The 12,535-nt window shown below is 60.4% G+C and carries 11 protein-coding genes; 1 reads left to right on the top strand and 10 read right to left on the bottom strand.

What is annotated here, in order from left to right:
• Window positions 1–2 precede the first annotated feature (2 nt).
• From FS665_RS01010 to FS665_RS01000, 3 genes are all read right to left on the bottom strand, one after another.
• Window positions 3–800, bottom strand: coding sequence for an acyl-CoA thioesterase II (locus tag FS665_RS01010; protein ID WP_145182012.1), 798 nt, complete (start codon window positions 798–800; stop codon window positions 3–5).
• A 75-nt stretch (window positions 801–875) separates the two neighbouring features.
• Window positions 876–1,655 carry a CHAD domain-containing protein gene (locus FS665_RS01005; RefSeq protein ID WP_145182010.1) on the bottom strand — a complete coding sequence of 260 codons (780 nt, stop codon included), beginning with the start codon at window positions 1,653–1,655 and terminating at the stop codon, window positions 876–878.
• 14 nt (window positions 1,656–1,669) lie between these two features.
• On the bottom strand, window positions 1,670–1,948 hold the full coding sequence (locus FS665_RS01000) for a hypothetical protein (RefSeq protein WP_145182007.1): 279 nt from the start codon (window positions 1,946–1,948) through the stop codon (window positions 1,670–1,672).
• A gap of 151 nt (window positions 1,949–2,099) precedes the next feature.
• Between FS665_RS01000 and FS665_RS00995 the strand changes: the two genes are divergently transcribed.
• A complete protein-coding gene (locus tag FS665_RS00995) occupies window positions 2,100–3,137 on the top strand; it encodes a patatin-like phospholipase family protein (RefSeq protein WP_145182005.1) in 1,038 nt (345 codons plus the stop codon).
• 72 nt (window positions 3,138–3,209) lie between these two features.
• Here the strand turns inward: FS665_RS00995 and FS665_RS00990 are convergent, their stop codons facing one another.
• From FS665_RS00990 to FS665_RS00960, 7 genes are all read right to left on the bottom strand, one after another.
• A complete protein-coding gene (locus FS665_RS00990; RefSeq protein ID WP_145182002.1) occupies window positions 3,210–5,081 on the bottom strand; it encodes a SurA N-terminal domain-containing protein in 1,872 nt (623 codons plus the stop codon).
• A gap of 184 nt (window positions 5,082–5,265) precedes the next feature.
• A complete protein-coding gene (locus FS665_RS00985; protein WP_145181999.1) occupies window positions 5,266–5,538 on the bottom strand; it encodes an HU family DNA-binding protein in 273 nt (90 codons plus the stop codon).
• Between the two features lie 151 nt (window positions 5,539–5,689).
• Window positions 5,690–8,086, bottom strand: a complete 2,397-nt coding sequence (gene lon / locus FS665_RS00980; protein WP_145181996.1) for an endopeptidase La — start codon at window positions 8,084–8,086, stop codon at window positions 5,690–5,692.
• Between the two features lie 165 nt (window positions 8,087–8,251).
• A complete protein-coding gene (clpX, locus tag FS665_RS00975; protein ID WP_085674682.1) occupies window positions 8,252–9,535 on the bottom strand; it encodes an ATP-dependent Clp protease ATP-binding subunit ClpX in 1,284 nt (427 codons plus the stop codon).
• A gap of 108 nt (window positions 9,536–9,643) precedes the next feature.
• Window positions 9,644–10,285, bottom strand: a complete 642-nt coding sequence (clpP, locus tag FS665_RS00970; protein ID WP_145181993.1) for an ATP-dependent Clp endopeptidase proteolytic subunit ClpP — start codon at window positions 10,283–10,285, stop codon at window positions 9,644–9,646.
• A 90-nt stretch (window positions 10,286–10,375) separates the two neighbouring features.
• Window positions 10,376–11,689, bottom strand: a complete 1,314-nt coding sequence (gene tig / locus FS665_RS00965) for a trigger factor (protein WP_145181990.1) — start codon at window positions 11,687–11,689, stop codon at window positions 10,376–10,378.
• Window positions 11,690–11,938: 249 nt separating this feature from the next.
• A complete protein-coding gene (locus FS665_RS00960; RefSeq protein ID WP_145181987.1) occupies window positions 11,939–12,238 on the bottom strand; it encodes a DUF6388 family protein in 300 nt (99 codons plus the stop codon).
• Window positions 12,239–12,535: the final 297 nt, after the last annotated feature.

The following is a 12,535-nucleotide window of genomic DNA, read 5'->3' as shown; positions in this document are numbered from 1 at the left end:
GATCAGGCGAAGACCGTCACGGTTTGGCGGCTCAACGCCAACAGTTCGCCCTTGGCGCTCCACAACTTCGCAGCCGCATGCCCGTAGCCGTCACGGGCATGTTCCGTTTCGACCTGGTAGTAACACCAGTCCAGGGTCGACAGCTGGGCAATCGGCTGGACGAACTCGATGGTCCACGTCAGCGTGCTACCAGCGGCAGGCTGCTTGAGCAACGGCAGCAGGCTAGGCGGCCAGGCATCGACCAAGGCCAGCAAATGTGCCTCGGTCAGCGGCGCCTCGGCGACATCGCGCAAACGTACCCAGCCACCCATGCAGCGCGAAGGGTTGCCGCTGAACGGCAGGCCGCCCACCGTCCAACGCAGCGCCACGTGGCGCATGAACTCGGGCGTGACACCTTGAATATGGAGCAGCTCTGTCACTGCCTGCTCCACGGGCGTCATCTGCGGCGCCTGCATAGCTGGCACATCGATGACAGAAGCCCGCCCGGCGCCGAAGCTGCCCTGCACCAGCGTCACCACTTGGCCACCTTGGATCGCTTTGCCAAGCAGCGTACTGACTGCCTTGCCTTCGCGCAGTACCTCCACCTCCAGACCCATGGCCACTTCGGCGGCCGCCGGTGCGACAAAGGTGATGGCCAATGAACGGGTCGGGCGATCGTCACTGAGCTGGGTGCGCATGCGTTCATGCACCAGCGCCGCCATCAGGCCGCCAAAGACTGCACGGCCCTGTGCCCAGCTTGAGGGCACGCTGAAGGCACTGGGGTCAGTGTGGACGGCGTCGAGCAGTTGCAAGAAATTCATCGGCCACCTCGTGGCATTGGCGAAGGATTGGCCAATACTAGCCAGCTCTCCTTCGCCGATCAGCCCGCATATCGGTCATTTGCCGGGCTTACGCCGCTCGAGCGCGCGGTGCAGGGCCTTGAGGGTGATGTCGGACTTCGCTTCAGCCTCGTGCAACTCCTGCTCCCATCGGGCCTTGCACGGTGCCAGATCGAGCTGCTCGTCGGCCCGTAGCAACCACTGCAGGCGGTCATGCCAGTCGCCCAGGTCGCCTTGGGCTTTCTTCAACAAACGCTGGAGTTTGTTGCCTGCATGATCAAGCTGGGGGTAGGCCTCATCACCATAGCGCGCCCGTTTGATCAGCAAGCGCAGCCGATGGCGATCGTGGGTGGGGTCGCGCAGCGCCTTGCCCAGCTTGCGCCATTGCTTGAGCAGGCGCTGGTCGACGCGCTTGTCCAGCGCCTTGACCAGCCCTTCGCGGTCAGCCGCGCGCAGAAACAACGGGAAGGCATCGAGTATCGACAGGACTCGGGTCAGTTGGGCACTGCTGGCGACGTTGGCGAAAGTCTTGCCACGTCCGGCCAGGCGCCGCTCACCGGCTTGACGCTGCCCGCGGCGAAGCAGTTCGCCGGCCAATACTTCACGATCACGCAATGGCGTGGTCAAGGTGCCCAGGGCCTTAGCCGCCTGCTCCAGCTGCTCCACCCCTGGCAAACCACGCAGTGGGCGCAGCAAACTGCGCAAGCGCCGCAAGCTGGTGCGCAAGTCATGCAGCGCTTCGCTGTCGGTATCGGCGGCCAGCCGTTCACGGCAGGCCAACAGGCGCACTTGCAAGGTCAATACTTGGGCGACGACGTGGTCAAGCATGGCGGACATGTATCACTCCTCGATCAGCGCCCGGCGCGCGACTCACGAATGTAGAAGCGCGCTTTTTCGGCTTTGTTGGAGCAATTTTCGTAGCCTTCGAACTGCTGCTGGGTCTTCGCGCCGGTCAGCAGCGAAAGCGCCTTGGAATAACTCACGGCCCCGGCAAAGCCCTCGGCCTTGGCCAGGTCGAGCTCCTTCCAGGCGGCATCGAGCTGCGTCGCACAGCTTTCACGGTAGGCGGTCTTGCCGGCACAACCGGCCAGCGCCAGGGCCATCAGCGGAAGGCAGATCCAGGCTTTCATCAGTGTCACCTCAGGGAGTGGAAGCGGTTGGCTGTTCGACGTCGGGTGGCAGCAAAAGTGCCGCTTCGCTTCGGGTTGCCTAGAGTGTTATTGAAGCACAGCAATGCTGCGTGCATTGTAGGGCCATCGTTGCATAAGCCGGGGAATGTTGATGAGCAAACGCGTGGCATTGGTACTGGGATCGGGTGGCGCTCGCGGGTACGCCCACATCGGCGTGATCGAGGAAATCGAACGGCGCGGCTATGAGATCGCCTGCATCGCCGGGTGCTCCATGGGTGCAGTGATTGGCGGTATCTATGCAGCAGGCAAGCTTCAGCAGTACCGGCACTGGATCGAAAGCCTGGATTATCTGGACGTCCTGCGCCTGGTCGACGTCAGCTTTCGCCTGGGCGCGATTCGCGGTGACAAGGTCTTCGGGCAGATCCGCAAGATCGTCGGCGAGATCAATATCGAGCAACTGCGCATCCCCTACACGGCGGTCGCTGCCGACCTCACCAACCAGCAGGAGATCTGGTTCCAGGAAGGCTGCCTGCATCAGGCGATGCGCGCCTCGGCAGCGATTCCCAGCTTGTTCACCCCGGTCATGCAGGGCAACCGCATGCTGGTCGACGGCGGCATTCTCAACCCATTGCCGATCGTGCCAGTGGTGTCTAGCCACTGCGACCTGATCATTGCCGTCAACCTCAACGCCACCAACCAGCAGCAATACCAGTTGCCAGTAATCGAGCGACCGGCTGCCTTCAAGACGCGCTTCGATGCCCTGCTCGACTCGCTGGGCTCGCACCTGCCGTTTCGCCGCAAGCCAGCTGAACGATTGGTCCGCATCGAACAAGAGATCGTTGCCGAAAGTTTGGCACCGAGCAATCCGTGGCTCGCCGACAACCCAGACCCAGCCCAGCAGCCCGCTGCAGCGCCAGAAACCCAAGGCGCGCCGAAGTCGGCGACCGGTTCTTTCATCATCGACAACGTTGGCCCCGCATCGCTGCTCGACCTGATCAACCAGAGCTTTGAAGTGATGCAGACCTCGCTTGCCCAGTACAAGATCGCCGGCTACCCACCCGATGTACTGATCAACGTACCCAAGCGGGTGTGCCGGTTCTTCGAGTTCTACAAGGCGCCAGAGCTGATCGCGCTCGGCCGCGAGATTGCCCGCGACACGTTGGACCATTACGAGGGTGAAAAGCGTTGAGGCTGCAGGTCAACGGATTTCGGAAATGAAACAGGCCGCATAGCGCGGCCTGTTTGCGGGGGCATGCAGCACTCAGTAGCGAGTGATGTCTGCAGCCCCTTCCAGTTGCTTGCGGTACGCAGCGAAGTCCTGCTGGCCAATGCGCGAAGCGAGGTAGCGGCGAATCTGCTGCTTCTCTTCGTCGCTGGCGGCAGCCCCATCGTTGACGCCCTTGAGCTGCAGCACGACCAGGCTGCCATCGGCCAGAACCACGCTGCCGTATTCTGGCTTGTCCTTGCCTTGCGGCTTGGCCAGGCGGAACAGCGCTTGCAGCTCAGCCGGGTCGATGCCGTCCTGGCCACGGGCGACGGCCTCGTACGATTTCCACTGCTGGCCGTCGTGTGCACCAGCCGCAGCGATCGAGCCATCACGCAGACCGGCAATCAACTTGTCTGCCTTGGCCTTGAGTTCGGCAGTTGCCTTGTCCTTGGCCAGCTGGTCGTGGATATTGCCGGCAACGGCCTCCAGCGGCAGCTGAGTCGGCTTGCGGTGCTCTTTGACGCGCAGCACCACGGTGGTCTCAGGGTCCAGCTCGATGGCGGTGCTGTTGGCCCCCTCATCCAGCACTTCTTCGGAGAACGCAGCCTGCACCACCCCGCGGTTGGCGGTGATGCCCTCGCCGCCTTCGCGGCCAAACGGCGCCGAAGTCTGCACCTTGAGGTTCAGGTCCTGAGCGGGCTGGCCGAGGTCGGAAGCCTCATAAGCGGCATCCTGCAACTGCTTGCTGGCATCGACGTAACGCTGCTCGACCAGTGGCGTCTTGAGGTCGCGCAGCAGCTTGTCTTTGAGGCTTGCGAAGCTCGGAACTTCCGGCGCCTGCTTGCCCAGCAGCTTGATCACATGGTAGCCGAACTGTGTACGCACCGGGGCCGACACTTGGCCATCGGCGAGTTTGTACAGCGCCTCTTCGAAGTCTGGATCGTACACACCCGGGCCTGCGAAACCGAGATCGCCGCCATTGCTGGCAGAGCCCGGGTCCTGGGAGAATTCCTTGGCCAGCTTGGCGAAGTCTTCACCCTTGGCCAGGCGCTGCTCGATCTCTTCTGCACGGGCCTTGGCCTGGGCATCGGTGACCTTGTCGTTGACCTCGATCAGGATGTGCGCCGCGCGGCGTTGCTCGGCCAGGTTGGCGATCTCTTTTTCGTACTGCGCCTTGAGCTCCTCGTCGGTGACCTTGACCTGGTCGAAGAACGCCGATTTCTTCAGCTCGACATAGTCGATGACCACCTGATCCGGCGTCATGAACTCCTTGGCGTGCTGCTCATAATGGGCCTTGACTTCGTCCTCGCTGACCGTCACCGCAGCCGGGTTGGCCTTGAAGGTCAAAGCCGCGAAGTCACGCGTCTGGTTTTCCAGGCGCGCGAAGGCATCGACCTGCTGGTCGGTGACAAAGCTGCTGCCGGCGATGCCGGTACGCAACTGGCCGATCAGCATTTCCTCGGCGAGCATCTCGCGGAACTGCATGCGCCCGTAGCCCATTTGGCGAATGACCTGGTCGAAACGGTCGGCACTGAATTTGCCGTCGACCTGAAACTCGGGCGTCTGCAAGATCACCTGATCCAACGCTGCCTCGGAGAAGGCGAACTTGGCGTCTTCAGCACCCTGCAAGAGCAGTTTGCGATCGATCAAGCCCTTGAGCGCAGCATCGCGCAGCAGCTTGTCATCGAGCAGCGCAGGATCGAAATCCTTGCCCAACTGTTGCATCAGCTGGCGGCGCTGCATGTCGGTGGCCTGGCTCAGCTCGTTCTGACTGATGGTCTGGCCGTTCACCTTGGCGGCATCCTGGCTATGGGTGGCGGCCTGGAAAATCGCTTCGAAACCGGTCAATGCCATCAACACGACGATGAGGCCGATGATGGTCTTGGCAATCCAACCCTGTGAATTGTCCCTGATATTTTGCAGCATGCGTCCCCCAGAAACGGCTGTTCCACTGCGTCGACAACCGCGGAGCGTGGGTAAAATCCTGATAAAAGAAAGGCGCATCCGAGGATGCGCCTTTTCTTAGCAAACGTGTCAGGCGGGAACGTTTGCGCCCCGCCATCAGCGTGCTCGAACCAGGGTCGGGCCTGGTTCGGCTGAAAGCGACGACTTAGTTGACGGCGTCTTTCAGGCCTTTGCCTGCCTTGAAGCCCGGAACCTTGGCAGCAGCGATCTTGATCGCCTTGCCGGTCTGCGGGTTACGACCGGTGCGCTCGGCACGATCCTTGACAGTGAAAGTACCGAAGCCAACCAGAACGACATCGTCACCTTGTTTCAGGGCGCCGGTCACGGACTCGATCACAGCGTCCAGCGCCTTGCCGGCGGCCGCTTTGGAAATATCTGCCGATACAGCGATAGCGTCAATCAGTTCCGACTTGTTCACTCGAAGTCCCCTTATGTCTCAATTGAGTATGTTTCTAAGTATGTAATGAAGGCGTATGAAACCTGCGCTGGGTGACAGCTTGACAATAGCGTGCCGCTTTATAGCAAGGCCCCGAAAAAACTGTCAAGGAATGCCACCCAAGCAAAAACTACTAATGCGTGCTGATTCTTTCCTTGGCATCGCCGTCGCGCTTGTCTTCTTTCGCGACAATCTCCGGAGCCACATCTGGCAAGGGCTCCGGGGCGTATTGCAGCGCAATTTGCAGGACTTCGTCAATCCATTTGACCGGTTTGATCTGCAGATCCTGTTTGATGTTTTCTGGAATTTCCTTCAAATCGCGAACATTCTCTTCCGGAATGATCACGGTCTTGATGCCACCCCGGTGCGCCGCCAGCAGCTTTTCTTTCAAACCGCCAATGGCCAGAACCTGGCCACGCAGGGTGATCTCACCGGTCATGGCGACGTCCGCACGTACCGGAATCTGCGTCAGTGCCGACACCAGGGCGGTGCACATGCCGATACCGGCACTTGGACCGTCCTTGGGCGTGGCACCCTCGGGCATGTGGATGTGCACGTCGTGTTTTTCGTGGAAATCAGCGGCGATACCCAAGCTGCGGGCACGGCTGCGAACCACGGTCTGCGCGGCGGTGATCGACTCAACCATGACATCGCCGAGCGAGCCGGTCTTGATCAGTTGCCCCTTGCCAGGGATCACCACCGACTCGATGGTCAGCAACTCGCCACCCACCTGGGTCCAGGCCAGCCCCGTGACCTGACCGATCTGGTCCTGCTGCTCAGCCAAGCCGTAGCGGAACTTGCGCACCCCGAGCAGGTGCTCGAGCTGATCGCCGGTAACCTTGACCTTGACCTGTTTTTGCCCGGTGTGCTCCTTGACCACCTTGCGGCAGACCTTGGCGATCTGGCGCTCGAGGCCGCGCACACCGGCTTCGCGGGTGTAGTACCGGATGATGTCGCGAATCGCCGAGACGTCGATCTCGAGCTCTTCTTTCTTCAAGCCGTTGGCCTTGACCTGCTTGGGCGTCAGGTACTTGACCGCGATATTGATCTTCTCGTCTTCGGTATAGCCCGGCAGGCGGATGATTTCCATCCGGTCGAGTAGCGCCGGCGGGATGTTCATCGAGTTCGAGGTGCACAGGAACATCACGTCCGAGAGGTCATAGTCGACTTCAAGGTAGTGGTCGTTGAAATTGTGGTTCTGCTCAGGGTCAAGAACTTCGAGCAGCGCCGAGGCCGGATCGCCACGCATGTCACTGCCCATCTTGTCGATCTCATCGAGCAGGAACAGCGGGTTGCGCACGCCAACCTTGGTCATTTTCTGGATCAGGCGGCCTGGCATCGAGCCGATGTAGGTGCGCCGGTGACCACGGATTTCGGCCTCGTCGCGCACACCGCCAAGGGCCATGCGCACGAACTTGCGGTTGGTGGCAGCGGCAATCGACTCGGCCAGCGAAGTCTTACCGACGCCAGGCGGGCCGACCAGACACAGCACCGGGCCGCGAATCTTCTTGACCCGCTTCTGCACCGCGAGGTACTCGAGAATGCGCTCCTTGACCTCTTCCAGGCCATAGTGGTCAGCGTCGAGGATCTCTTCGGCCTTGGTCAGGTCCAGGCGCACTTTGCTCTGGGCTTTCCACGGCACCTGCACCAGCCAGTCCAGGTACGAGCGCACCACGGTAGCCTCGGCGGACATCGGCGACATCTGCTTGAGCTTGTTCAGCTCGGCCTGGGCCTTGGCCAAGGCGTCTTTGGGCAGACCAGCAGCTTCAATGCGCTTTTTCAGCTCTTCCGCTTCATTGTGGCCTTCGTCGCCGTCACCGAGTTCTTTCTGAATGGCTTTCATTTGCTCATTCAGGTAGTACTCGCGCTGGCTGCGCTCCATCTGTTTCTTGACGCGACCGCGAATGCGTTTTTCAACCTGCAGCAAGTCGATCTCCGCGTCCAGCAACGCCAGCACGTGCTCGACACGGGTCGGCAGGTCGACGATCTCGAGGATCTCCTGCTTCTGCTCGATCTTCAGCGCCATGTGTGCAGCCATGGTGTCGACCAGGCGGCCAGGTTCTTCGATGCTGTTGAGCGAGGACAGGACTTCGGCCGGGACTTTCTTGCCCAGTTGCACATACTGCTCGAACTGCGACAGCAGGGTGCGCACGAAGACCTCCGACTCGCGCTCGGCGGCGTCGGTTTCGTCGATCAGGGAGACTTCGGCACGGATATGCCCATCGACCTCGTTGAAGCGCTCCACAGCGCCCCGCTGTTCGCCCTCGACCAGCACCTTGACGGTGCCGTCGGGCAGTTTCAGCAGTTGCAGCACGGTGGCCACGGTACCGACCCGATACAGCGCGTCTTCGCCTGGATCGTCATCGGCTGGATTCTTCTGGGCCAGCAGCAGGATCTGCTTTTCGCCCGTCATCGCGGCCTCGAGGGCTTCGATAGACTTCTCACGCCCCACGAACAGTGGGATAACCATGTGCGGATAAACGACGACATCGCGCAATGGCAAAAGAGGCAAGTCGAGGGTGGTCTTCATGATTTCGCCTCTACAACGGCCCTATGGCCGGAAACCGGTGGAAATGATGCTTGGACCTAATGTGGGGGCACGCCTGGGAAATTACAAGCGCTTGTACAGGAAAAGCAGAAAGGGGCCCGTAGGCCCCTTTCAGCGTGCTGCCACTACCCGGCAGGTACCTGAAGATCAGGCGTCGGGTGCAGCCTTGGCTTGCGGTTCGCTGTTTTCGTAGATCATCAGCGGCTGGGACGTACCCTCGATGACGCTCTCGTCGATCACCACCTTGCTGACCTCCTTCTGCGAAGGAATCTCGTACATGGTGTCGAGCAGCACACCTTCGAGGATCGAGCGTAGGCCACGGGCGCCGGTCTTGCGCTCCAGTGCCTTGCGCGCGACAGCCTTGAGGGCGTCGGTGCGGAACTCAAGGTCCACGCTTTCCATTTCGAACAGCTTGGCGTATTGCTTGGTCAAGGCATTCTTCGGCTCGGTGAGAATTTGCATCAGCGCAGCCTCATCCAGCTCGTCGAGTGTCGCCAAGACCGGCAAACGGCCGACGAACTCCGGAATCAGGCCAAACTTGACCAAATCGTCCGGTTCGACTTCGCGCAGCGATTCGCCAACCTTCTTGCCTTCTTCCTTGCTGCGTACTTCGGCGCCAAAACCGATGCCACCTTTGGTGGAGCGGTTCTGGATGACCTTTTCCAGGCCGGAGAAAGCGCCACCGCAGATGAACAGGATATTGCGGGTGTCGACCTGCAGGAATTCCTGTTGCGGGTGCTTGCGACCGCCCTGGGGCGGAACCGAAGCGACGGTGCCTTCGATCAGCTTGAGCAGCGCCTGCTGCACGCCCTCGCCCGAAACGTCACGGGTGATGGACGGGTTGTCCGACTTGCGCGAGATCTTGTCGATCTCATCGATGTAGACAATACCCATCTGGGCCTTCTCCACGTCGTAGTCGCACTTCTGCAGCAGCTTCTGAATGATGTTCTCGACGTCCTCACCCACGTAACCGGCTTCGGTCAGGGTGGTGGCGTCGGCGATGGTGAACGGTACGTTCAACAGGCGTGCAAGGGTTTCGGCGAGCAGGGTCTTGCCCGAGCCGGTAGGCCCGATGAGCAGGATGTTGCTCTTGCCGAGTTCGACTTCGTCGCCCTTCTTGTCACGCTGATTGAGGCGCTTGTAGTGGTTGTACACCGCTACCGACAGCACCTTCTTCGCGCGCTCCTGACCGATGACGTACTGGTCCAGGATGCCGCTGATTTCTTTCGGCGAAGGCAATTTGTGCGCGCTGCTCTCGGCCTGGGCTTCCTGCACCTCCTCACGGATGATGTCGTTGCACAGGTCGACGCACTCGTCGCAGATAAATACCGAGGGCCCGGCAATCAGTTTGCGCACTTCGTGCTGGCTTTTGCCGCAGAAGGAGCAATAAAGCAATTTGCCGCTGTCCTCGCCGTTACGGGTGTCAGTCATTCGATCGATCCAATCCGGTAGGCTTGCAACACAAGATGAAGGCAATTGCGGGCTTTTTCAAGTCCACAGGTAGGCGCTCAGCGCGCCTACCTGCTCTGGCACCTGGGTTCAGGAGGCCAGTTGCCGCTTGTCGTATACCGAGTCGACCAGGCCGTACTCGGCCGCGCGCGAGGCGCTCATGAAATTGTCACGCTCGGTATCACGCTTGATGGTCTCGAGATCCTGGCCAGTGTGGTAAGCCAGCAGCTCATTCAGGCGCGCCTTGATGCTGAGGATTTCCTGGGCGTGAATCTCGATATCGGTCGCCTGCCCCTGGAAACCGCCCAGTGGCTGGTGAATCATCACCCGCGAGTTGGGCAGGCAGTGACGCTTGCCCTTGGCACCTGCGGCCAGCAGGAAGGCGCCCATGCTGCAGGCTTGGCCGATGCAGATGGTCGAGACGTCCGGCTTGATGAACTGCATGGTGTCGTAGATCGACATGCCAGCGGTCACCGAACCGCCCGGGGAGTTGATGTACAGATGGATATCCTTGTCCGGGTTTTCCGCCTCAAGGAACAGCATCTGCGCCACCACCAGGTTGGCCATGTAGTCTTCTACGGGGCCAACCAGGAAGATCACTCGCTCCTTCAACAGGCGCGAGTAGATGTCATAGGCGCGTTCGCCACGGGCGGACTGCTCGATAACCATCGGGACCAAGCCGCCTGCGGCCTGGATGTCAGAGCTCTGCTGAATATAAGAATTGCGGGACATGTCCTGCGCTCACTCCCAAATAGTCATGGCTTGAATACGCACAAGCCAGCGCGAAGGCTGGCTTGTGGGGTTTCCTACGAAAGAAGCCCGTTACTCAGCAGCGGCAGGCGCCTCAGCTGGTTTGACGGCATCTTCGTACGAGACCGACTTGTCGGTCACAGTCGCTTTCTGCAGGACAGTATCTACAACTTGTTCTTCCAGCACAACCGAACGGACTTCGTTCAGTTGCTGGTCGTTCTTGTAGTACCAGGAGATGACCTGCTCAGGCTCTTGGTAAGCCGAAGCCATTTCTTCGATCATTTCGCGGACCTTGCCTTCGTCCGGCTTCAGGTCGTGCTGCTTGACCACTTCGGCGACGATCAGACCCAGAACCACGCGACGCTTGGCTTGCTCTTCGAACAGCTCGGCTGGCAGTTGCTCTGGCTTGATGTTGCCACCGAACTGCTGAACAGCCTGCACGCGCAGACGGTTGACTTCGTTTTCCAGCAGGGCCTTCGGCACTTCGATCGGGTTGGCGGCCAGCAGACCGTCCATGACCTGGTTCTTGACCTTGGTCTTGATCGCCTGGCGCAGTTCGCGCTCCATGTTCTTGCGAACTTCGGTGCGGAAGCCTTCCAGGGTCGATTCCTTGATACCGAACTGGGCGAAGAACTCTTCGTTCAGCTCAGGCAGCACAGGCGCCGAAACGCTGTTGACGGTGATGGTGAACTCGGCGGCCTTGCCGGCCAGGTCGAGGTTCTGGTAGTCCTCAGGGAAGGTCACGTTGACCACGCGCTCTTCGCCAGCCTTGGCGCCGACCAGGCCGTCTTCGAAGCCTGGAATCATGCGGCCGGAGCCCAGTACCAGCTGGGTGCCCTTGGCCGAACCACCGGCGAACTCTTCACCGTCGACCTTGCCGACGAAGTCGATGTTGACCTGGTCATCGTTCTGCGCAGCGCGCTCGACCGCTTCGAAACGGGTGTTCTGCTTGCGCAGCACTTCAAGCATCTTGTCCAGGTCGGCGTCGGCCACTTCGGCGCTCAGGCGCTCGACGTTGATCGAGTCGAAGCCGGCAACGGTGAACTCTGGGAACACTTCGAAGATGGCGACGAATTCCAGGTCCTTGCCTTTTTCGAAGGACTTGGGCTCAACAGCTGGAGCGCCAGCAGGGTTCAGCTTCTGCTCGACGATGGCTTCGTAGAAGGATGCCTGGACCAGATCACCGAAGGCTTCTTGACGGGCGTCAGCTTCGAAACGCTGACGAATGACGCTCATCGGCACTTTGCCTGGACGGAAGCCCGCGACCTTGGCGCGCTTGGCAGTCTGTTGCAGACGCTTGTTGACTTCGTTCTCGACGCGCTCGGCCGGAACGGCGATGGTCATGCGGCGCTCGAGAGCGGAAGTGTTTTCAACAGAAACTTGCATGGATATTCCTCGTTGCACAGACGTTAGCCGGCGATAGCCCGACTCCAGAATCAAGGGCGAACATTCTAGTGAGTCACGCTGCAGAAGTCACCCCATCCGGGGCGACGGCAAGCACACCGGTCGATTAACTAGCAAGGCCGGCACACAGGTGCGCCTGGCCACTTTATATAAAAGGCTGCGCACCACCCCAAAGGGGTGGCAGACAACCGATATACCTTGTCAAACAACTGCCAAGAGCAAGACCACACCTTACTGGGCGTCAATCTCGTTGAATTGGCAATATTCCCCCCACTCCATCCCCAGCGCCTCGGCCACTTCGCGATGCGTCTCGAGGCGCATGGCCTGCAATTGCTCGGGGTTGTCGGCGATCAGTTGCAATGCCAGTTCCCAGGGCTCGATACCCTGCTCCTGAGCTGCGTCTTCGAACGCCCAGTGGATTTGCTGGGCCTGTTCGCGCGCATCCAGCTCGCGGATTTCCTCGAGCAACTGCGGATTGCCTTCGGCGAAGCGCTGCAGCGCCAGGGCCTGGCGGGATTCTTTTGCAATCATTGGCTGCTTCCTCTGCCAGTCAAATGGGCCGGTGTTTCAACCAACTGAAATCTAACAGCTTTTATTGGGGTGCCACCAGGGGATTGCAAGGGGGAGATTGAGTTATGGCTGCAAGGTTCTTGGCTTGAGGGTTGTGGCGCCTGCGAGATCGAGCGCCGCCCGCGCGGCGCATCGCGAGCTTTGCTCGCTCCTACGTTTGTTTCGGGCCAGTAACGCCTGTGGCAGGCGCGCGCGACTGCCTTGTGGGTACGACGTAATATTGCGCCATGCACCAAGGCGTCCGCACGCAAATCCCAC

The sequence above is a fragment of the Pseudomonas sp. URMO17WK12:I11 genome (genome assembly GCF_007677725.1).
Classification (GTDB): domain Bacteria; phylum Pseudomonadota; class Gammaproteobacteria; order Pseudomonadales; family Pseudomonadaceae; genus Aquipseudomonas.
Note: the sequence above shows the minus strand (reverse complement) of the source record. Positions and strands in the feature narration are given on the sequence as shown.

Excerpts from the sequence above, each read along its gene's own strand:
- clpP (WP_145181993.1), bottom strand. The coding sequence starts at position 10,285 with ATGTCCCGCAATTCTTATATTCAGCAGAGCTCTGACATCCAGGCCGCA.
- FS665_RS01010 (WP_145182012.1), bottom strand. The coding sequence starts at position 800 with ATGAATTTCTTGCAACTGCTCGACGCCGTCCACACTGACCCCAGTGCC.
- FS665_RS00995 (WP_145182005.1), top strand. The coding sequence starts at position 2,100 with ATGAGCAAACGCGTGGCATTGGTACTGGGATCGGGTGGCGCTCGCGGG.
- tig (WP_145181990.1), bottom strand. The coding sequence starts at position 11,689 with ATGCAAGTTTCTGTTGAAAACACTTCCGCTCTCGAGCGCCGCATGACC.
- FS665_RS00990 (WP_145182002.1), bottom strand. The coding sequence starts at position 5,081 with ATGCTGCAAAATATCAGGGACAATTCACAGGGTTGGATTGCCAAGACC.
- FS665_RS01000 (WP_145182007.1), bottom strand. The coding sequence starts at position 1,948 with ATGAAAGCCTGGATCTGCCTTCCGCTGATGGCCCTGGCGCTGGCCGGT.
- FS665_RS01005 (WP_145182010.1), bottom strand. The coding sequence starts at position 1,655 with ATGTCCGCCATGCTTGACCACGTCGTCGCCCAAGTATTGACCTTGCAA.
- FS665_RS00960 (WP_145181987.1), bottom strand. The coding sequence starts at position 12,238 with ATGATTGCAAAAGAATCCCGCCAGGCCCTGGCGCTGCAGCGCTTCGCC.
- lon (WP_145181996.1), bottom strand. The coding sequence starts at position 8,086 with ATGAAGACCACCCTCGACTTGCCTCTTTTGCCATTGCGCGATGTCGTC.
- clpX (WP_085674682.1), bottom strand. The coding sequence starts at position 9,535 with ATGACTGACACCCGTAACGGCGAGGACAGCGGCAAATTGCTTTATTGC.